The sequence below is a fragment of the Paraburkholderia heleia NBRC 101817 genome, from assembly GCF_000739775.1.
Taxonomy (GTDB): Bacteria; Pseudomonadota; Gammaproteobacteria; order Burkholderiales; family Burkholderiaceae; genus Paraburkholderia; species Paraburkholderia heleia.
Genome location: NZ_BBJH01000004.1, coordinates 70,557 through 90,856 on the forward strand (window position 1 = coordinate 70,557; position 20,300 = coordinate 90,856).

Below are 20,300 nucleotides of genomic sequence, written 5' to 3' on the forward strand. Positions count from 1 at the left end.
TCGCCCGTCGCCGAAAGCAAAAACGCCAGGCTGCCAGGCCTGGCGTTTTTTTATTCTCCAAACGGAGGCGGCGCGGCAGGTTACGCGTAAGCCGCGCGTCGGCGCCCAGTGAGCGCGAGATAGCACAGCGCGCCGATCACGAGCGAAGGCAGCGTAGCGCCGAGGTTCGGCAGCCACTGGTTGAGCGCCTGATACGCGCCGAAACCGACCACCCACGCGGCGAAGGCGCTCACGTGCCAGCCGCCCGAATAGCCATAGGCGCCGTTCAGATCGGCGAGCGCCTGCGCGTCGATGCGGCGGCGGCGCACGATGAAGTGATCGGCGAGCACCACGCCAAAGAGCGGCGCGAACACCGAGCCGATGAAGAGCAGGAAATTCTGGTACTTCGCCATCGGCACGACGAGGCCGATCAGCGTGCACAGCGCGCCGAACGCCGCCGAGAGCCAGGGCACGCTGGCGCGCGTCCAGAACGTGCCGGTCGAGACCGCGGCCGAGTGGATGTCGGCGAAGGCGTTGTCGATTTCGTCGATCAGCACGAGCAGCAGCGCGAGGCCGCCGCCGGCCTGCGCGAGCGCCGTGGTGAGGAGCGCGTCGCCGCCGCCCGCGGCGAGGCCGTAGACGGCGCCGAGCGCATAGAACCACAGGTTCGCGATGCCATAGCCGAACAGCGTGCCGCGGAAGGTTTCGCCCGCTTTGCGGCCGAAACGCGTGTAGTCGGCGATGAGCGGCAGCCACGAGAGCGGCATCGCCACGACGAGGTCGATGGCGCTGCCAAACGGCATCTCGCCCGTACCGGGGCGGCGCATCAGCGCGCCCAGGTCCTGCTTCACGAGCAGGCTCCACGTGAGCCAGGCCGCGCCCGCGAGCAGCAGCCAGATGCCCCACGTGCGCAGGAAACGCCGCACGAACGAGAGCGGGCCGCTGATGGCGAGCAGCGTGGCGAGCACGCCGAAGATCAGGGTCCAGACGAGCGGCATCGACAGGCCGAAGGCTTGCTTGGCGAGCGCATCGGCGGAATCGCGCATGACGATGATCTCGAACGAGCCCCAGCCCACGAGCTGCACCATGTTGATGACGGCCGGCACCGACACGCCGCGCACGCCGAGCGTCGGGCGCAGCGACGCCATCGCGGCGAGGCCCGTGTCCGTGCCGATCACGCCCGCGAGCGCGAGCAGCACGACGCCGATCACGCTGCCGACGACGATGGCCATCAGTGCATGGGGCAGCGAGAGGCCCGGCACGAGCAGCGCGCCCGCCTGCGCGACGAGCAGGCCGATGCCGAGCGAAAACCACAGCGCGAAGGCGTCGCCGGTGCGGAACTGGCGGCGCGCGTCGGGCACGGGCACGTTCGGCGCGTAGGTGGAGCCGGCTTCGCCGGCGTGCGAATCTTGAGTCATGTGGAACGCTTTCCTCTGTATCGTCTGTTTTGTCTGTTTCATCCGGGGGCGCCGGCTCGAGCGGCTCTGCCCGCGCTTCGCGCCGCGGCGCTCGCTGTCATAATGCACGATTGCATCCGGTGCGACGGGCCGTTTTGTGGTGTGGGGCGCTGTGTCCCCGAATCTGCCGCCGAATGTGCAACACACACGCGGCCAGCCGGAAAGCCGTCATTATCGCGAAAACGTCATGTTTGAAGAAACCCGTGCCAACGTCCCGCTCGCCGAACGGCTGCGCCCGCGCTCCATCGACGAGGTCATCGGCCAGAAGCATCTGCTCGGGCCCAACAAGCCGCTGCGCGTCGCATTCGAATCCGGCGAAGCGCATTCGATGATCCTCTGGGGGCCGCCGGGCGTGGGCAAGACCACGCTCGCGCGCCTCATGGCCGATGCCTTCCACGCCGAATTCATCGCGCTCTCGGCGGTGCTCTCGGGCGTAAAGGACATCCGCGAGGCCGTGGAGCAGGCGCAGCTGCATCGTGCGCATGGCCATCAGACGCTCGTATTCGTCGACGAGGTCCATCGCTTCAACAAGAGCCAGCAAGACGCCTTCCTGCCGCATGTGGAGTCGGGCCTCTTCGTGTTCATCGGCGCGACGACGGAAAACCCGTCGTTCGAGGTGAACAGCGCATTGCTTTCCCGGGCCGCCGTGTATGTGCTCAAGAGCCTCGACGAGGAAGAGCAGGGCGAACTGCTCGAGCGCGCGAGCGAGGAACTGGGCGGCCTGACCTTCACGGACGAAGCAAAGAAGGCGTTGATCGGTTCCGCCGACGGCGACGGGCGCAAGCTCCTGAACAATCTCGAAATCGTCGCGCGCGCGGCTGCCCAGCAAAAGAAGACCGGGATCGACGGCGAACTGCTCGGCAGCGCGCTCGCCGAAAACCTGCGCCGCTTCGACAAAGGCGGCGACGCGTTTTACGACCAGATCAGCGCGCTGCACAAGTCGGTGCGCGGCAGCAACCCGGACGGCGCGCTCTACTGGTTCTGCCGCATGCTCGACGGCGGCGCGGACCCGCGTTATCTCGCGCGGCGCATCGTGCGCATGGCGTGGGAGGACATCGGCCTCGCCGATCCGCGCGCCGGGCGCATCACGCTCGACGCCGCCGAGACCTACGAGCGCCTCGGCTCACCCGAAGGCGAACTCGCGCTCGCGCAGGCCGTGATCTATCTGGCCGTCGCGCCGAAATCGAACGCGGGCTACACCGCCTATAACGAGGCGCGGCGCTTCGTGAGCAAGGATCAGTCGCGCGCGGTGCCCATCCATCTGCGCAACGCGCCGACCAAGCTCATGAAAGAGCTGGGCTACGGCCACGAATACCGCTACGCGCATGACGAACCCGACGCCTACGCGGCCGGCGAGACCTATCTGCCTGACGGCATGCGCGAACCGCGCTGGTATCAGCCCACGCCGCGCGGGCTGGAGGGCAAGATCGGCGAAAAGCTCGCGCGTCTGGCCGAGCTCGACGCGCAATGGCGCGAAGAACACCGCGATGAACTCCGCGACAGGAAGCGCAAGGGCTGAGCTGCCTCGAACAACGGCGCGGCCCGCTGCGCCGGGATGCGCCGGCCGGTGCGCTAAAATCGTCCCTTCACACAACGACACTGCGTCTCACAATCCCATGCTCGACATCCAGCTGCTGCGCAAAGACCTCGACGGCGTCGCGAAGCGCCTCGCCGATCGCGGCTATACCCTCGACGTCGCGGCTTTTGCCGCGCTCGAAGCGGAACGCCGCGCCATCCAGACCCGCACCGAAGAGTTCCAGGCGCGCCGCAACAGCCTGTCGAAGCAGATCGGCGCGATGAAAGGCCGCGGCGAGGACACCTCGGCGGTCATGGCCGAAGTGGGCGGCATCGGCGACGAGATGAAGACGTCGGCCGCCAGGCTCGACGAGATCCAGGCGAGGCTTTCGGACCTGCTGCTCGGCGTGCCGAACCTGCCGCACGAAAGCGTGCCTGCGGGCAAGGACGAGACCGACAACGTGGAAGTGCGCCGCTGGGGCACGCCGCGCGCGTTCGCCTTCGAGGTGAAGGATCACGTGGACGTCGGCACGCCGCTGGGTCTGGACTTCGAGACGGGCGCGAAGCTCTCTGGCGCGCGCTTCACGATGCTGCGCGGCCAGATCGCGCGTCTGCACCGCGCGCTCGCGCAGTTCATGATCGACACGCACACGCTCCACCACGGCTACACGGAAGCGTACACGCCCTACATCGTCAACCCGGAAATCCTGTACGGCACGGGCCAACTGCCCAAGTTCGCCGACGACATGTTCCGCGTGGAAAAGGGCGGCGGCGAGAACACGGTCACGCAGTACCTCATTTCGACTTCGGAAATCTCGCTCACGAACACGGTGCGCGAGAGCATCGTGGAAGGCAGCGCGCTGCCGATCAAGCTCACGGCGCACTCGCCGTGCTTCCGTTCGGAAGCCGGTTCCTATGGCCGCGACACGCGCGGCATGATCCGTCAGCACCAGTTCGACAAAGTCGAGATGGTGCAGATCGTTGCGCCCGAGACGTCGTACGACGCACTCGAGCAGATGGTCGTCCACGCCGAAACCATCCTGCAGAAGCTCGGCCTGCCGTATCGCGTCATCACGCTTTGCACGGGCGACATGGGCTTCTCGGCGGCCAAGACCTATGACCTCGAAGTGTGGCTGCCCGCGCAGAACACCTATCGCGAGATTTCGAGCTGCTCGAACACGGAAGCGTTCCAGGCGCGACGCATGCAGGCCCGCTACCGCAGCGCGCAGGGCAAGCCGGAACTCGTCCACACGCTCAACGGCTCGGGTCTCGCCGTGGGCCGCACGCTCGTTGCCGTGCTGGAGAACTATCAGGAAGCGGATGGCTCGGTCACCGTGCCGGAAGTGCTGCGGCAGTATATGGGCGGCGTGGCGCGTCTCGAAGCTGGCGCCTGAGGCGCGCGGCCCCCGCGCACAGCGCGCACAGCCCGCGCACAGAACAGGTAGGTGAATTCCTTGCTCTCGAAATTTTTCCCAATGAGGGCTTGCAAAATTCAAAACATGTTCTATAATCTTCGCTTCTCCGGTTGCCGACCAACGCTGGGGAAGCAGTAAAAAAGCAGCGCCCCGGAGAGGTGGCAGAGTGGTCGAATGTACCTGACTCGAAATCAGGCGTACGGTTTCCCCGTACCGTGGGTTCGAATCCCACCCTCTCCGCCAGATTCAGAAAACCCCTGCATGCCTGATCGCTGCAGGGGTTTTTGCTTTTCTGCCCGTGTTCCGGCGTGTATGCCGGAATCGCCGGCGATGTAAGATCATTCTTGACGGCCGCGTGTGCTCGAACAAGCGGAGACATCTGAAAACTCCGCGTCCGGCGTCACCGGAATGACACGAGTTGATGCGGGTTGCCGCGCTATCGGCGCCGCAGCGCCGGTACAATCGCTCCTTTCAATTCGCGGCGCAGGTTCTCTCCCGCCGCCGCGCCCACTTCGGTCCATCGATGCCTATCACCTACAAGTCTGCCGACGATCTCGCCCGCCTGCGCATATCGGGCCGGCTCGCCGCCGACGTGCTCGCGATGATCGGCGAGCACGTGAAGCCGGGCGTCTCCACCGACGACCTCGACGCGATCTGCAACGACTACATCGTCAACACGCTCAAGGCCGTGCCGGCCAATGTCGGCTACCTCGGCTTTCCGAAGACGATCTGCACGTCGGTCAATTCCGTGGTTTGCCACGGCATTCCGGATCGCGGCGAGGTGCTCAAGGACGGCGACATCATCAACATCGACGTGGCTGTGATCAAGGACGGCTATTTCGGGGACACGAGCCGCATGTACTGCGTCGGTACGCCGAGCACCGTGGGCCGCCAGCTGATCGACACGACCTACGAGGCGATGCTCGCGGGCATCCGCCAGGTGAAGCCGGGCGCGACGCTCGGCGACGTCGGCAACGCCATCCAGAGGCGCGCGCAGGCGGACGGTTTCTCGATCGTGCGCGAGTACTGCGGCCACGGCATCGGCAAGGTCTACCACGAGGAACCGCAGGTGCTGCACTACGGCCAGCCGGGGCAGGGCGTGCGCCTGAAGCCGGGCATGGTCTTCACGATCGAGCCGATGGTCAACGCGGGCCGCGCCGGCACCACCGTGCAGCGCGACGGCTGGACGGTCGTCACCCGGGACCGCTCGCTCTCGGCGCAGTGGGAACACATGGTCGCGGTCACCGACGACGGCTACGAACTCCTCACGCCCTGGCCGGACGGCACAGGCGCCTACGAGGCCCCATGAGCGTGCCTGTGCGGCCTCTGGGGCCGTCTGTCAAGGCGCGCGCGCAAGGCGTCGCATGCCGGCAATTGTCAAATAAGGATTTGACTCTCAAGCCAGTTCGGTTAAAGCTACGCGTTAGCGCTTTATTGGGGTTTACGACTGCATGAGTCCGTCACTGACCGTTCGCCGTATCGCCGCCGATCAGGGTGCCGTGCTCCGCGAGCTTCGAACCGCTTCGCTGCGCGACGCGCCTTATGCATTCGGCGACACGCTCGAAGACGCGCTATCTGCCGATGCCGCCGTTTTCGACGCCGCGGCGTCGCGGCACGCGGTGTCGCACACGGGCACGTCGTTCATTCTCTACACCGAGGGCCATCCGGCCGGTCTGATCGGCGCGAGCTTCGAAAGCGCGCCGGCGCGACGCGCGTTCGTCTCGGCGCTGTGGGTCGCGCCTGCGGTGCGTCATCTGAGCGGCGGCGAATTGCTGCTGAACAGCGCCATCGACTGGCTCGTGAGCGAAGGCGCCACGCAGGTCTACGCCTGGATCACCGACACGAACACCACGGCCATGCGCTTCTACGAGCGCCTCGGCTTCGTGGCCACCGGCGACCATGCACGCAGCCAGCAGCAGCCCGAGCAGTGGGAAACGCTGCTCATGCGGCCGCTCGGCGAGCACACGAAGTCCGCTTCCTCGCCCGCTTCTTCGTCATAACGCCCGGCGTTCGCGCGGCCGCGCTCGCGCTTCGCGCGCTTTTCTTGCGCGATTTTTGCTGATGCGCGGGTTGTCCGTATCCGGCAGCGAATTTGGCTGAACACCCCATTAAAAATAATGGCCGTGTGCGTCCGCGCCTGTAAAATACGCAAAATTTTTAGCCGAACGCCATGTCGCCCAGGAAATCGCCATATTTTGAACTGAAGAGCGGTTCAGTCGATACGCTACTGTTCGTGGTCAAGACGACCGAGCTCGATGCCATGCGCGCAGAGCTCACGCGGCGCTTCGAGGCGACGCCCGAATTCTTCGCAAACGACACCGTCGCGATAGACGTGCGGCGTCTCGCCGACGGCGAACAGGTCGCGCTCGGCGACATCGCACGCCTGCTCGAAAGCGTGCGCATGCGTCCGGTCGGCGTGGTTGCACAACCCGGGCAACACGGCTGGGCCGCGGCGGCAGGTCTGCCGTTCCTCGAGGCACGCGACCGCCGCGGCGCAGGCGCGAAGCCGGCCGTCGAAGATGGCGCAGGCGACGGCGAGCTGTCGAATGCTTCGGCCGGCGCTATCGCCGCGCCGCACGTCGCCGCCGCCGCGCAACCCGAACTCTTTGCCACCGAAACGGACCCGGCCGCCGCCGCGAGCGCAGCGGCAACGGTGAGCGCAGCGGCAACGGTGAGCGCGGCGGCGACGCTCGACGCCGGCGCATCGGGCGCGCGCGCGGAACCCACGCTCGTGATCGACCGGCCGTTGCGCTCGGGCCAGCGCATCTACGCGAAGGGCGACGTGGTCGTGCTCGGCCTCGTTTCCAACGGCGCGGAAGTGATCGCCGAGGGCAACATCCACATTTACGCGCCGTTGCGCGGCCGCGCGCTCGCGGGCGTGCACGGCAACCACGACGCACGCATTTTCTGCACGAGCCTCGAGGCGGAACTGATTTCGATTGCGGGCATCTACCGTACCACTGAAGTTCCACTCGCCGACGACGTGCGGGGCAAGCCGGCCCAGATCCGGCTCGAGGAAGAAAAGCTGTTGATCGAACCGTTGAGGCTCACCTGAGTCGCAGCTCGAGCGTCGTGCGCAGGCGGGCAGGGGCATGAGCGGCACGAGACCAGGACGAGACCAAATTGGGAAACTGACGAACGCAAGGTAAGGGAATGGCAAAAATCATTGTGGTGACTTCGGGCAAAGGTGGTGTCGGCAAGACGACCACGAGCGCGAGTTTCGCATCGGGCCTCGCGTTGCGCGGCCACAAGACCGCGGTCATCGACTTCGACGTGGGCCTGCGCAATCTCGACCTCATCATGGGTTGCGAGCGCCGCGTCGTGTACGACCTGATCAACGTGATCCAGGGTGAGGCGAACCTCAATCAGGCGCTCATCAAGGACAAGAAGTGCGAAAACCTCTTCATTCTCCCGGCCTCGCAAACGCGCGATAAAGACGCGCTCACGAAGGAAGGTGTGGAGAAGGTGATCGAGGACCTGCGCAAGATGGACTTCGAGTACATCGTGTGCGATTCGCCCGCGGGCATCGAGTCGGGCGCGCTGCTCGCCATGCACTTCGCCGACGAAGCGCTCATCGTGACGAACCCGGAAGTGTCTTCCGTGCGCGACTCGGACCGTATCCTCGGCATGCTGTCGTCGAAGACGAAGCGCGCGATCGAAGGCAAGGACCCGATCAAGGAGCACCTGCTCATCACCCGCTACAACCCGAAGCGCGTGAGCGAAGGCGAGATGCTCTCGCTGAACGACATTCAGGAGATCCTGCGCATCGAACTGATCGGCGTGATTCCCGAATCGGAAGCGGTGCTGCACGCATCGAACCAGGGTCTGCCGGCAGTGCATCTGGACGGCACCGACGTCGCCGAGTCGTATAAGGACGTCGTGTCGCGCTTTCTCGGCGAGGACAAGTCGCTTCGCTTCACCGATTACCAGAAGCCGGGCCTCTTGCAGCGCCTCTTCGGTAGCAAGTAAGGGAGGCGAACGTCATGTCGTTTCTTTCGTTTTTTCTCGGCGAGAAGAAGAAGTCCGCCTCGGTAGCGAAGGAACGCCTGCAGCTCATCATTGCTCACGAGCGCGCAGGCGGCCATCCGCCCGCCGACTATCTGCCGGCCTTGCAACGCGAACTGGTCGCGGTGATCTCGAAGTACGTGAAGATCTCCGATGACGACATTCGCGTGAGCCTCGAACGTCAGGACGATCTCGAAGTGCTCGAGGTCAAGATCGAGATTCCCCAGGCTTGAGTTTCAACGCGCGCAGCCGCTGCGCTGCGCGCGTCGCCCGTCGTATTGCTTCGCTTTCCTCCGCGCGTCTTCCTTTCCCGCGCGCCGCGCTTTGGCCCGGCCGTCTGCCTTACCGAAATATTCGGTTTCACTTCACCCTGTGCCGTTACACCGCCGCTGTCAGCGCATCGCCTTGCTCGCGCATTGATCGGGTAACGCCAATCCTGGCGTCCACAATCAAGGGTGATCAACATGAACAACGCCATTCGCCTCTTCATCGCCAAGGCTGCGATCGTTGCCGCCGGCACCTGCGCTGTCGCGGCGCCGGCGCTTGCCGAAATCGTCGTGGTCGAGCCGAGCGCGCCGCCGCCTGCCGAACGCGTGGAAGTCGTGCCGGCGCCGCGTGCGGGCTACGTATGGGACAAGGGCCACTGGCGTTGGGACCACGGCCAGTACGTGTGGGTGCGGGGCCATTGGCAGGCCGAGCGTGTCGGCTATCACTGGGTGCCGGGCCACTGGATTGCCCACGGCCCGAACTGGCGCTGGGTTCAAGGCCATTGGGCTGCCTGATCTGTCAAGCCTGAGGAGAGCCCTGGCATGAGTAAAAAACTGCTCGCGGCAGCCGTGCTTGCGCTTACGCTGGCGGGTTGCATCGTCGTGCCGGCGCGGCCCGTGTACGTGAGACCCGCACCGGTTGTCGTCTACTAGTCGTTGACCGCTTTTATTGTCCCTCGACGGATCGTCCCGATCGGGCCCGACGCGTATTGGCGTGTCGGGCCCGGCGCCTTTTGCAGCATACATTGTCGATGCAGCACGAGGACCCTGTAACAAAGGGACAGATTTCGCTCATCGTGGCTCGCCCGTTCGCCGGCCGATGCAAGGGTTCGTCCGCTAAAATCTCAGCAAATCCCTTGAAGACTGGAATATCGGGCCCGGTGGTCCGCAGCACAATGAAACGAGTTTTGATTGTCAAAGTGACTTCGCTCGGCGACATCGTCGAGGCGCTCCCGGTCGTGGCCGACGTGCAGCGCGCCTTCCCCGGCGTCAAGGTCGATTGGGCCGCGGACGAGGCCTTTGCCGATATCGTGCGCTGGAACGCCGGCGTCGACCGCGTGCTCTGCGCGCCGCTGCGCCGTTTCAAGAAGGCGCGCCGCTGGAGCGACTTCAAGGCGATCTGGGCGTCGATTTCGGAACTGCGCGCGTACCGCTACGACGCTATCGTCGACATTCACGGTGTGTACAAGAGCGCGATCATCGCGTTTCTCGCGCGCGGGCGGCGCCGCTTCGGCTATCTCTCGCAGGACCTCGGCGAGCGCGGCGCGGCCTTCGCATACAACGGCCGTTTCGGGCCGCGTCCGAAGTGCAATGCGTGGCACGGCTTGCGCATCAGCGCCGGCGAGGCGCTCGGCTATACGGTCGACACGCCGCCCGAGTTCCAGATGCGCGTACCGCGCGACGGCACCGCGCTGCCTGCGCCTGGCGCGCCCACGGCGCTGTTCTTTCACGCGACTTCGAAAGACGAGAAGAAGTGGCCGGTCGCGCATTGGGGCGAACTGGGCAATGCGTTGATCGCGCGAGGCCTGCGCGTCGAACTGCCTTGGGGTTCCGACAACGAGCACGCTACGGCGCGCGCGATCGCGGCGCTCGTTCCGGGCGCGACAGTGCTGCCTCGGCTCACGGTTTCCCAGGTCGCACAGCGCATCGAGGATTGTGCACTCGTGGTCGGCACCGACACGGGCTTCGTGCATCTCTCGCACGCGCTCGTCAAGCCGACCGTGATGGTCTTCGTTTCGACCGACGCCGAGCACAGCGGCGTGCATGCGCCCAATCGCTCGATCTCGATTGGCGACGGTCATCACGTGCCGCCCGCGCAGGTGGCGATCGATGCCGTCGATCGCATCTACCCGGCGCGCGGGGGCGGCGCGTCTTCGCAGTCATCGCGCATTCACGCCGCTTGAGGTTTCGCGCGCCGGCACGCGCTTTGCGGCGTGCTTTCCCGCGGTTTCCCGCGGTTTCCCATTACGAGCTTGTTAAAAGTGTCGCGCTTGTATTGCCGGCGCGCGTCTGACAGCGCACGCAAAAGGCTTTGAGCGCCGCCGCTGTTACATGGGCCACACCGCTGCTTACAAATTGCAACGCCTCACGCCTTCGCCGTCGTGTTCAATCGTAACCGTCCAGCCCGACATCGCATGGCCGGACACAGACACTGACTTGAAGGGAGAGACCACTGTGAAACGATTGACGCTTACCCTCATCGCCGGCGCATTGCTCGCGGCTTCGCTGGGCGGCTGCGTCGTGGTGCCGGCCGGCGGCTACTACGGCGGCGGCTACCATCACGGCTATTACTATCGCTGATCGCCGCCGGACGGTGCAGCACCCGCGGCATGACGGCCTTCAGGCGAGCAGTATTTCGAGCGCGATAACCGCGGCAATTGCCGCGGCATTCGCCGCCAGCGCTTCGAGCAGTACGGCACGCCAGGTCGAGGTGCGCAGTCGAAACGCCAGCAGGAGCGAGATGCCCAGGGCGAGGGCGATGATCAGAACAATGTCGGCGTTGCTCAGATGCAGGTTCATCGTCGGCTCCCCCGGGGAGATCGCTCCCGCTTGTTGATTCGAGCGCTTGTTGAATGGAGTATAGGCACGCATCGCGCGTACCCAAAGCGATCAAAAAAGGCGTAAAAAAGCGCAGGCCGCCCGACGGCCCGCGCTTTTTTGCTGATAAGGCGATGTGTTACGAGAGCGAAGTATGGCGCGTTTCGCGCATGCACAGGATACCGAACAGGCTCACACAGGCGGCAATCGACACATACGCGCCGACCCACGAGAGACCGCCGCGCGCGGCCAGCACCTGGGCGATATACGGCGCGACCGATGCGCCGAGAATGCCGCCCAGGTTGTACGCCACGCCCGCGCCGGTATAGCGCACGCTGGTCGGGAACAGCTCGGGCAACAGCGCGCCCATCGGCGCGAACGTGGCGCCCATCAGGAACAGCTGGATCACGAGGAAGAGCAGCACGAGCGGCGTCGCACCGCTGCCGAGCAGCGGCTCCATCGTGAAACCCGAGAGAATCGCCAGAATGCAGCCGACGATCAGCACGGGCTTGCGGCCGAAGCGGTCGGAAAGCCAGGCCGAGATCGGCGTGGCGATACCCATGAACACCACCGCGATGCACAGCATGCCAAGGAAGGTCGGGCGCGCAATGTGCAGCGCCGTCACGCCGTGCGAGAGCGAGAACACCGTGGCGTTGTAGAAGAGCGTGTAGCACACGACCATGGCGAGTGCGCCGAGCAGTGTCGGCCACCAGTACTTCGAGAGCAGCGTCGCGACCGGCACCTTGACGCGTTCCTCGCGCTCGACGGCGGCCTTGAAGGCGGGCGTTTCGGCGATCTTCAGGCGCACATACAGACCGAGCGCGACGAGCACCGCCGAGACGATGAACGGCACGCGCCAGCCCCAGTCGCGGAACTGCTGGTCGGAGAGCGTCGAGGCGAGGCCGAAGAAAAGGCCGTTCGAGGCAAGGAAGCCCACCGAAGGCCCGAGCTGCGGGAACATGCCGAACCAGCCGCGCTTGCCTTGCGGCGCGTATTCCGTCGCGAGGAGCGCGGCGCCGCCCCATTCGCCGCCGAGTCCGATGCCCTGACCGAAGCGCAGGATGCACAGCAGGATCGGCGCGAGGCTGCCAATCGCGTCATAGCCGGGCAGGAAGCCGATCAGCGTGGTGGAGAGGCCCATGACAAGCAGCGACGCCACCAGCGTCGATTTACGGCCGATACGGTCGCCGAAGTGGCCGAAGATGAACGAGCCGATCGGCCGCGCGACGAACGCGATGCCGAAGGTGACGAACGCCGAGAGCGCCTGCGCCGTGGCCGAACCGTGCGGGAAGAACACGGGGCCGATCACGAGCGCCGCGGCCGTTGCATACACATAGAAGTCGTAGAACTCGATTGCGGTACCGATAAAGCTCGCAAAGATCACGCGCGCGGTGCTTTGCTGCTTCGCTGCGTCTGCCTGATCGGCGCGCGCGGGCGAAATGGGTGAGGTGGACATCCAGGGTCTCCAGTCGTTGTGACGCGCTTGCGCCTGGGTCTTGCGAGGCTTGCGCGGGCGTCTTTGTTCAGGCTCGAAGCGTGGCGGGGCGCATAGTCGGCGCTCGACGCCGCGGCAGCGTCCGTCAGGCGGCGGCGCGTCGCCAGTATGCATCGCCCGGCGCGAGCCGTGTGCGTTGATTCCTGACCGGCCGGAGCGCGCGCCGATAGGCGCAAAAGGGCGAAAGCGCGGTCGAAGCCTCACGCGGCGGCGCGGATGGCGCGTGGCGAGAGGCATGGCCGGCGGGCGCCGGCTGGGATAGCGAAAAATTATAACGACCGTGCGCGCCGCGCAGCAAGGCGGGCGTAAGCAGGTTCGCGCGCGTCAGGCATCGGCGCGAAGCGCCTGGTCACTGGTAGTTCTGCGCTTGCGGTGAGGCGAGCGTGCGCAACTGGAACTTGCCGTTGTCGTTGAAGAGCCAGTCCTCGAACATATCGAGCTGGCCCGCGGAATTCAGCAGGCCGCCCGGCGGTGGCGGCAGCGGCGCGGCACGGCGCAATGTTGCGAGGGCGGTAGCTTCGGCTTCGTCGTCGCCGTTGGTCCGGTAAACCGATGACTTCACGATCTGGCCATTGCGATTGACCGTGAACGACACGACCACGAGCGAGCGCAGCATGGCCTGAGGCGCGCCGTGCAGAACGTACGACGGGTTGTGCTCGACGATGTGTTTCGCGACCGTGCTGCGGTAGTCGTCGAGTGTGGCGCTGTTGATCGCCGCGGGGGGAATAACGAGGAGCGGCCGGGGCGGCGGCGTGATCGTGCAGGCGCCGAGGCACCCGAGCATCGCGAGCAGCAAAACCAGACCGAGGCGCCGTGCGAGGGAGGCGCGAGGTGCGGATGAACCGCAAGACCACTGGACGCGGATGAGCATGTCGAACAAGCTCGGAAGCGGAACCTGAATCGAGCTTAGACGATACGCTGCGAGAAGCAATCAGAACTGTCCCGTGTCGTTCACGGGACGTGCGAAACGGCGAGATGCTTAGCCGGCTTATTCGACCGGGAACTGCGCGCAGGGATCGGAAGCGGTCGTTGCACAGGCGTACGAGTATTCGCCGCTTTTCAGGAACAGCTCCTTGCCGACCTGGAAGTTGTCACGCAGATTGGGCGAGCTTTCCCACGCAATGTAGCTGGAACACATCACGGCGAACAGGACGACGAGCGAAAACGCGAATTTTTCGAGCAGTTGATATTGGTGCGGCATGGCAATCTTTCCCATCAATGGACAGGATTTTACCTCATGATTAGGGTTTTCACCTAGTGAATTGCGTGCAATTGCCGTTGTGATTTATGGGTTTGACCCTTTAATTGGGGGCGATGCGATGCGATGCGATGCGATGCGATGCGATGCGATGCGATGCGATGCGATGCGATGCGATGCGCGAGCATGATCTGCCGGCGCAAAATGCATCGCAGTCCTGATTTTTCATGACGCGATGTTGACCGCGCAAAGGACGGGAGGTGTGACGAATGGAAAATGGACCGGAGCCGCTCTTTCTTACCGAGGAAAAAGTTGGCGAACTCACTGGGATTGGCAACGGGAGAACGGAGACTGTCGGTGGCCAGCCCTGAGGCGCACGAAATTGGAACGGTAAGTCGAGCAGTTGCGCAAGATGGGGATTCCGTTTCACGTCAACGTGCGCGGGCGCCCAATCGTTGCACGCGCATTTTTTACGGGACAACCAGTTCAGAGTGCATCGCGCCCGAAATGGAGCCCAAACTTTGCGGTCGATCGAGAGGGCGCATACAAAAAATGATTTCCGCGTGCGCCCGGTGGAACTGCCGAAAGGCTGAACGCGCTGGCGCCTATAGCCGGAATCCAATCAGGATAAGGCCGAGGGCGCACAGCGACGCGCTGAAGAGGGCGGCGCCAAGGATAGCTAATGGCAGAGGGATCATGGTCTTATATGCATTCGTGTTATGCGCACATGATAGTCGTGTTGACTGGCCCCGACTGTCAGCAATCTTTAAACGAAACTCAGGGGAATGTAGGACCCTGGATGGACCGGCGCTCGCGAGAAATGGGAACTCACACAGTAGTCCCGGCGTGGTTAGAGCCAATGGTATAGGCAGGATCGCCCTGCTGTGCTCCACCTAAGCGTTGGTTATGCCCTGCATTTTCGCGATACTGTCCCGCTCCGCACTGACAAAACCGACGCGAGGTGCCAGTGACCTGCCTGATTTCTTCGGATCGTTTCAATCCTGGAGAACGGCCTCGATGGCTTCAGTTGAACAATACCGCTGCTTGAACTCGTTGGGCGTCAGGTAATCAAGCTCGAATGTGGCCGGATCGCATTGTAGTGACGCCGCCACTGCTCGATCACGCCCTTCGCTTTCGGCCGAGTCCCGAACCATTCCAGGCTCAGGCATTCGTCACGGAACTTGCCGTTGAAGCTCTCGTCCGCGCCATTCTGCCAAGGCTTGCCGGGATCGTTCAACGCCCATGTCCATGCCGTTGTCTGCCGCTCACTTCAGAATCGCCCGTGACACGAACTCCGGCCCGTTGTCCGAACGCAGGTAACGCGGCGCACCGTGCAGGCTGACCCGCTGCGACAGCACCTCAACGACTCGTCCAGACCGGATCGATCCTGCAACGTCACTGGCCAGGCACTCGCGTGTGTATTCGGCAAGCGTGTTGCGTCACTGGTCGCCGTGCTTCGCGTTCTTCCACTCGGGAGATTTGGCCTTATGAATCACTTCGCTGCATCCTCGAACGTTACTTCGAGCGTTTGACTGGCACGTAGGCGGCTCGCCGCCCTCTTTCGAGCCAGTACAGGATGAAAGCAATTCAATCCGAGGGAATATTTTTATAATAAATCTCGGTGAGGCTTACTGGGCGGACGTTTCGCCGCTTGAATGAATCCGACTGTTTCGGATAAATGGGGAATGATGATCTGGCGGAGGCGGTGAGATTCGAACTCACGGAAGGGTTACCCCTTCGCCGGTTTTCAAGACCGGTGCATTCAACCACTCTGCCACACCTCCGGAGCCGCGCATTGTAACCCGAAACACACACGCGGCGGCAGTCGCCCAGTCGATCTGCGTCGACCTCAATGCGGGTCTTTGAGGAACAGCGCCTGCAAGTCGTTCAGGAAGCGCTGCCCGAGCTCGGTCGGCGCGATTTTCTCGTAGTCGCGCGTAATGAGCCCGCGTCGCTCGGCTTCCTGCAGCGCCGGTTCGATCGTCGTGATCGGCAGGCCCGTGCGTTCGATGAAACGATGCACCGGAAACCCTTCCACGAGCCGCAGCGCGTTGAGCATGAACTCGAACGGCAAATCGTGCGCGCTGACTTCGTGCTCTTCCTGGACTGGCGTGGCCGCCCGCGCCTGCTCGATAAAGGTCGCCGGATGCTTATAGCGCGCCTGGCGCACAATGCGGTTCGGAAACGAGAGCTTCGTATGCGCGCCGGCGCCGATCCCGAGATAGTCGCCGAAGCGCCAGTAGTTGAGGTTGTGCCGGCATTGGCGACCCGGCTGTGCGTAAGCCGAAACCTCATAGCGTCCGTATCCCGCGCCCGACGTGCGTTCGTGAATCCAGTCCTGCATGTCGGCGGACTGGTCGTCGTCGGGCAGGGCAGGCGGAAATTTGGCGAACAACGTATTCGGTTCGAGCGTCAGGTGATACAGCGACAGATGCGGCGGCTTGAACGAGAGCGCCGTCTCGATGTCGGCCTGGCATTCGGCGAGCGTCTGCTGCGGCAGCGCGAACATCAGGTCGAGGTTGAAGTTGTCGAAAGTCTTCGCCGCGACTTCGACCGCATGGCGTGCCTGCGCCGCGTCGTGAATGCGTCCGAGTGCCTTCAGATGCGCCTCGTTGAAACTCTGGATGCCCACCGAGAGCCGGTTCACGCCGCTCGCGCGGAACTGCGCGAACTTCGCGGCTTCGAACGTGCCGGGGTTCGCTTCGAGCGTGATCTCGGCGTCCGCGTCGAGCGGCAGCAGGGCACGCACGTCGGACAGCAGTCGATCGAGACCCGCCGCGGAGAGCAGGCTGGGCGTCCCGCCACCGATGAACACCGTATGCACCTGGCGGCCCCAGACGAGCGGCAACGCCTGCTCGAGATCGGCGCGCAGCGCGTCGAGGTAATCGTCTTCGGGGAAACGCTCGCCCTTCCATTCATGCGAGTTGAAATCGCAATACGGGCACTTGCGCACGCACCACGGAAAATGTACGTAGAGCGCGAGCGGTGGCAGCGAAGTGAGGCGAATGCTGCCGGGCATCGTGAACGACTGGACCACGTCGACGCCAATTCGATGCTGCTGGCTCACGCTTCCTCCTCGAGTCGCGCGAGCAGTTGGCGCAGGGCGACTGCGCGATGGCTCGACGCGTTCTTGAACGCCGGATCGAGCTCGGCAGCCGTGGCCTCGAGCTCCGGAACGTAGAAGTAAGGATCGTAGCCGAAGCCGTTGTCGCCGCGCGGCGCGTCGAGCACGACGCCGTGCCAGCGGCCTTCGGCGATGAGCGGCTCGGGGTCGTCGGCATGGCGCACGAGCGCGAGCACGCAGTAGTAGTAGGCGCGGCGATCCGCGTGATCTTTCAGGTTCGCGACGAGCAGCGCGTTGTTCGCCGCGTCGCTCTTTTCGCCGCCGGCGAGCTGCGCGTAACGCGCCGAATACACGCCCGGCGCGCCGCGCAGCGCACGCACGCACAGGCCAGAGTCGTCGGCGAGCGCGGGCAGGCCCGTGAGCTTCGCCGCGTGGCGTGCCTTGGCAAGCGCGTTCTCCACGAACGTCGGATGCGGTTCGTCGGCTTCGGGCACGTTCAGCGCGCCTTGCGGCACGAGTTCGATCCCGGCCGCGCCGAAGAGCGCCGCGAACTCGCGCAGCTTGCCCGCGTTGTTCGAGGCGAGCACGATGCGCGAGAGCGCGCGAGCCGGGGTTTTAGCCGCTGAATCCGGCTGCAGATCAGCCATGCGAGATCTCCAGCGCCGCCTTCTGCTTCTCGATCAGCGAGCGAATGCCGCTTTGCGCGAGATCGAGCAGCGCATTCAGTTCTTCACGCGAGAACGGCGAGCCTTCCGCCGTGCCCTGGACTTCGACCATGCCGCCCGAGCCCGTCATGACGACATTCATGTCGGTGTCGCACTGCGAGTCTTCGTCGTAGTCGAGGTCGAGCACGGGCGCGCCTTCATACACGCCGACCGAGATCGCGGCCACGTAGTCGGAGATCGGCGAGCGTTCGATGCGGCCCGTGGCCAGCAGCTTCGAGACGGCGTCGTGGGCCGCCACGAACGCGCCCGTGATGCTCGCCGTGCGCGTGCCGCCGTCGGCTTGCAGCACGTCGCAATCGAGGTTGATGGTGCGCGCGCCGAGCGCCTCGAGGTCGAACACCGCGCGCATCGCGCGGCCGATCAGGCGCTGGATTTCCTGCGTGCGGCCCGTTTGCTTGCCGCGCGCGGCTTCGCGGTCGCTGCGCGTGTGCGTGGCGCGCGGCAGCATGCCGTATTCGGCGGTAAGCCAGCCCTGGCCCTTGTCGCGCAGGAACGGCGGCACGCTTTCGGACACGCTTGCGGTGCACAGCACCTTGGTGTCGCCGAACTCGACGAGGACCGATCCTTCGGCGTACTTCGTGTAGTTGCGGGTGATGCGGACTTCGCGAAGCTGGTCGGCGGCGCGGCCGGAGGGGCGCTGGATGGATTGGGTCATCGTGAAGGTGCGCGAGGGCACGAGAGGGAAGGGGAATCCGTGATTTTACCGCCTCCGCGCGCCACGCGAGTGGCGCGGCCGGAAGGCGGCAGGCAGGGGAAAAGGGGGCCGCCCCGGCAAGACGCGGCGTGCAGCCCGCGCTTGCGAAGGCGCGCCCTCAAAAATGGGATAATGCGATTTCTCCGCCCCGCGCTTTTCGTCCATTCGCGACAACACGCCGGGCGCCTCGATTTCCTCGCCGTGACCCGCGCGCCCTGCGCACGACGCCACGGCTTTCTTCGCGAGACGAACCATGATTTACAGCATGACCGGCTATGCCAGCGCCACGCGCGAGCTTGCTGCGGCTTCGGGCACGGGCGGCGCGAGTGTTTCCGTCGAATTGCGCACGGTGAATTCGCGTTTTCTCGACCTGAACTTCCGCATGCCCGAAGACGTCCGCGTGTGCGAGCCCACGCTGCGCGAAATGCTGATGACGAAGCTCTCGCGCGGCAAGGTCGACATCCGCATCAACATCCAGAAGAGCGAGCAGGGCGCCAATGCGGGCGCGCTCAACCGCGACGCGCTCGACCAGCTCGCCGGGCTCGAGCGCGCCGTGCTCGAAGCGTTTCCCGAGTCGGGCCGTCTGCGTACGGGCGAGATCCTGCGCTGGCCCGGCGTGCTGACGGAAAGCGGTGTGGCGGCCGAGGTGCTGCGCGACGCCGTGCTCGGTTGCGGCAAGCAGGCCATCGCCGATCTGATCGAAGTGCGCGCTCGCGAAGGCGCGCAGCTCGCCAACATGCTGCTTGCGAACGTGACCGAAATGGAAGCGATCGTCGCGCGCATCACGCCGCTCGTGCCGGAGCTGATCGCGAAGCACCAGCAGAAGATCGTCGAGCGTCTGCAGGAGGCGCTCGGCATCGCCGCGCCGGACAGCAACGGCAACGGCGGCAGCATCGGCAACATCTCGCGCGAGGAAATCGCCGAGCGCATTCGCCAGGAAGTGACGATGTATGGCATTCGCATCGACATCGCCGAAGAGCTCTCGCGCCTCACGGCGCACCTGAACGAAACGCGCCACGTGATCGAGAAGGGCGGCCGCGTCGGCAAGCGTCTCGACTTCATGATGCAGGAGCTCAATCGCGAAGCGAACACGCTTGGCTCGAAGGCGGCGGCGAAGGAACTCGCGGACGCCTCGATGACGCTCAAGCTGCTCATCGAGCAGATGCGCGAGCAGGTTCAGAATCTCGAATGAAGGAAGCAACGAACATGACCGACCAAAGCAGCGCCCCCAAAACGGACGCGAAGCAGGACAAGAAGCGCAATCCGTATGCGGGCATGTACCCCGGCAACCTCTTCATGGTGGTGGCGCCTTCGGGGGCGGGCAAGTCGACGCTCGTGAACGCGCTGCTCGCTGAAGACAGCGCGATCCGCCTGTCGATTTCGTACACGACGCGCACGCCGCGTTCGAAGGAGCGCGACGGCGAGCACTATCACTTCACGACTGTCGACGACTTCCTCACGCGCCACGCCGCGGGCGAGTTCCTCGAGAGCGCGGAAGTGCATGGCAACTACTACGCCACGTCGCGCGTGTGGATCGAAGACCAGATGAAAATCGGCCATGACGTCCTGCTCGAAATCGACTGGCAAGGCGCGCAGCAAGTGAAGAAGCAGTTCCGCAATGCCGTGGAAATCTTCATCCTGCCGCCGTCGCTCGAAGCGCTCGCCGAGCGCCTGAAAAAGCGCGGCGAAGACGAGCCGAATGTCATCACGCGACGCCTGCTCGCAGCGGGCAGCGAGATCGCGCATGCGAGCGAATCGGAGTATGTCGTGATCAACGAGAACTTCGATCGCGCGCTGCAGGAGCTGCGCAACATCGTGAGCGCCACACGCCTGCGCTTCGCTTCGCAATACGCGCGGCATACCGAGCTCTTCGTGCAGCTCGGTATCCACCACCCGCAGCCCGGCGCATCGGGCACATAAGGTAGAATAAGAACCTGCTGAGAATGAGA

Annotated in this window: 21 protein-coding genes, 2 tRNA genes and 1 pseudogene; 14 read left to right on the forward strand and 10 right to left on the reverse strand. The window is 64.6% G+C overall.

The features are described from left to right. Window positions 1-80: 80 nt before the first annotated feature. The gene (gene cytX / locus BHE01S_RS04150) at window positions 81-1,397 is read right to left on the reverse strand and encodes a putative hydroxymethylpyrimidine transporter CytX (RefSeq protein WP_042260907.1); all 1,317 of its coding nucleotides are present in this window, start codon (window positions 1,395-1,397) and stop codon (window positions 81-83) included. Window positions 1,398-1,623: 226 nt separating this feature from the next. Between cytX and BHE01S_RS04155 the strand changes: the two genes are divergently transcribed. From BHE01S_RS04155 to BHE01S_RS39490, 11 genes are all read left to right on the forward strand, one after another. Continuing rightward, a complete protein-coding gene (locus BHE01S_RS04155) occupies window positions 1,624-2,955 on the forward strand; it encodes a replication-associated recombination protein A (RefSeq protein ID WP_042261272.1) in 1,332 nt (443 codons plus the stop codon). A gap of 97 nt (window positions 2,956-3,052) precedes the next feature. After that, the gene (gene serS / locus BHE01S_RS04160; protein ID WP_042260909.1) at window positions 3,053-4,345 is read left to right on the forward strand and encodes a serine--tRNA ligase; all 1,293 of its coding nucleotides are present in this window, start codon (window positions 3,053-3,055) and stop codon (window positions 4,343-4,345) included. 173 nt (window positions 4,346-4,518) lie between these two features. After that, window positions 4,519-4,609: transfer RNA gene (locus BHE01S_RS04165), tRNA-Ser, on the forward strand. A gap of 280 nt (window positions 4,610-4,889) precedes the next feature. Next, window positions 4,890-5,675: a type I methionyl aminopeptidase gene (gene map / locus BHE01S_RS04170; RefSeq protein WP_042260911.1), complete on the forward strand. Its 786-nt coding sequence runs from the start codon at window positions 4,890-4,892 to the stop codon at window positions 5,673-5,675. Window positions 5,676-5,817: 142 nt separating this feature from the next. After that, entirely contained in the window at window positions 5,818-6,366 is a 549-nt protein-coding gene (locus tag BHE01S_RS04175) for a GNAT family N-acetyltransferase (RefSeq protein WP_042260912.1), read from the forward strand. Between the two features lie 170 nt (window positions 6,367-6,536). After that, complete coding sequence (gene minC / locus BHE01S_RS04180; RefSeq protein WP_042260913.1) at window positions 6,537-7,421, forward strand: septum site-determining protein MinC; 885 nt, start codon at window positions 6,537-6,539, stop codon at window positions 7,419-7,421. Window positions 7,422-7,519: 98 nt separating this feature from the next. Beyond that, complete coding sequence (gene minD / locus BHE01S_RS04185) at window positions 7,520-8,335, forward strand: septum site-determining protein MinD (protein WP_042260914.1); 816 nt, start codon at window positions 7,520-7,522, stop codon at window positions 8,333-8,335. Between the two features lie 14 nt (window positions 8,336-8,349). Beyond that, window positions 8,350-8,604, forward strand: a complete 255-nt coding sequence (gene minE, locus BHE01S_RS04190; protein WP_028215841.1) for a cell division topological specificity factor MinE — start codon at window positions 8,350-8,352, stop codon at window positions 8,602-8,604. A gap of 231 nt (window positions 8,605-8,835) precedes the next feature. Further along, entirely contained in the window at window positions 8,836-9,153 is a 318-nt protein-coding gene (locus BHE01S_RS04195; RefSeq protein ID WP_042261274.1) for a YXWGXW repeat-containing protein, read from the forward strand. 380 nt (window positions 9,154-9,533) lie between these two features. After that, entirely contained in the window at window positions 9,534-10,541 is a 1,008-nt protein-coding gene (gene waaC, locus BHE01S_RS04200; RefSeq protein ID WP_042260917.1) for a lipopolysaccharide heptosyltransferase I, read from the forward strand. A gap of 271 nt (window positions 10,542-10,812) precedes the next feature. Continuing rightward, window positions 10,813-10,938, forward strand: a complete 126-nt coding sequence (locus BHE01S_RS39490; protein WP_256094537.1) for a hypothetical protein — start codon at window positions 10,813-10,815, stop codon at window positions 10,936-10,938. A 39-nt stretch (window positions 10,939-10,977) separates the two neighbouring features. On the opposite strand, the gene BHE01S_RS04210 is transcribed toward BHE01S_RS39490, so the two are convergent. The 4 genes from BHE01S_RS04210 to BHE01S_RS04225 form a co-directional block, all read right to left on the reverse strand. Beyond that, entirely contained in the window at window positions 10,978-11,157 is a 180-nt protein-coding gene (locus tag BHE01S_RS04210; RefSeq protein ID WP_042260921.1) for a hypothetical protein, read from the reverse strand. A 157-nt stretch (window positions 11,158-11,314) separates the two neighbouring features. Next, a complete protein-coding gene (locus tag BHE01S_RS04215; protein WP_042260923.1) occupies window positions 11,315-12,631 on the reverse strand; it encodes an MFS transporter in 1,317 nt (438 codons plus the stop codon). A 388-nt stretch (window positions 12,632-13,019) separates the two neighbouring features. Beyond that, window positions 13,020-13,454 carry a TonB family protein gene (locus BHE01S_RS04220; RefSeq protein ID WP_245639641.1) on the reverse strand — a complete coding sequence of 145 codons (435 nt, stop codon included), beginning with the start codon at window positions 13,452-13,454 and terminating at the stop codon, window positions 13,020-13,022. 204 nt (window positions 13,455-13,658) lie between these two features. Then, entirely contained in the window at window positions 13,659-13,871 is a 213-nt protein-coding gene (locus BHE01S_RS04225) for a hypothetical protein (RefSeq protein WP_042261279.1), read from the reverse strand. A 400-nt stretch (window positions 13,872-14,271) separates the two neighbouring features. On the opposite strand from BHE01S_RS04225, the gene BHE01S_RS39745 reads away from it, so the two are divergent. Next, window positions 14,272-14,424 carry a DUF4224 domain-containing protein gene (locus BHE01S_RS39745; RefSeq protein ID WP_407669462.1) on the forward strand — a complete coding sequence of 51 codons (153 nt, stop codon included), beginning with the start codon at window positions 14,272-14,274 and terminating at the stop codon, window positions 14,422-14,424. 439 nt (window positions 14,425-14,863) lie between these two features. Here the strand turns inward: BHE01S_RS39745 and BHE01S_RS04230 are convergent. The 5 genes and pseudogenes from BHE01S_RS04230 to rph form a co-directional block, all read right to left on the reverse strand. Further along, a pseudogene (locus BHE01S_RS04230) lies at window positions 14,864-15,292 on the reverse strand (integrase core domain-containing protein); the annotation flags it as partial. Between the two features lie 270 nt (window positions 15,293-15,562). After that, a tRNA-Ser gene (locus BHE01S_RS04235) sits at window positions 15,563-15,652 on the reverse strand. Between the two features lie 65 nt (window positions 15,653-15,717). Continuing rightward, window positions 15,718-16,887, reverse strand: coding sequence for a radical SAM family heme chaperone HemW (gene hemW, locus BHE01S_RS04240; protein ID WP_218000396.1), 1,170 nt, complete (start codon window positions 16,885-16,887; stop codon window positions 15,718-15,720). Between the two features lie 44 nt (window positions 16,888-16,931). Then, window positions 16,932-17,579 (reverse strand): RdgB/HAM1 family non-canonical purine NTP pyrophosphatase, encoded by a 648-nt coding sequence (rdgB, locus tag BHE01S_RS04245; protein WP_042260928.1) that lies wholly within the window; start codon window positions 17,577-17,579, stop codon window positions 16,932-16,934. Then, window positions 17,572-18,312: a ribonuclease PH gene (rph, locus tag BHE01S_RS04250; protein ID WP_042261281.1), complete on the reverse strand. Its 741-nt coding sequence runs from the start codon at window positions 18,310-18,312 to the stop codon at window positions 17,572-17,574. The genes rdgB and rph overlap by 8 nt, the downstream gene beginning before the upstream one ends. Window positions 18,313-18,604: 292 nt before the next feature. Between rph and BHE01S_RS04255 the strand changes: the two genes are divergently transcribed. Beyond that, complete coding sequence (locus BHE01S_RS04255) at window positions 18,605-19,543, forward strand: YicC family protein (RefSeq protein ID WP_042260929.1); 939 nt, start codon at window positions 18,605-18,607, stop codon at window positions 19,541-19,543. Between the two features lie 14 nt (window positions 19,544-19,557). Then, window positions 19,558-20,271 (forward strand): guanylate kinase, encoded by a 714-nt coding sequence (gmk, locus tag BHE01S_RS04260; protein ID WP_042261283.1) that lies wholly within the window; start codon window positions 19,558-19,560, stop codon window positions 20,269-20,271. The last annotated feature ends 29 nt before the right edge of the window (window positions 20,272-20,300 follow it).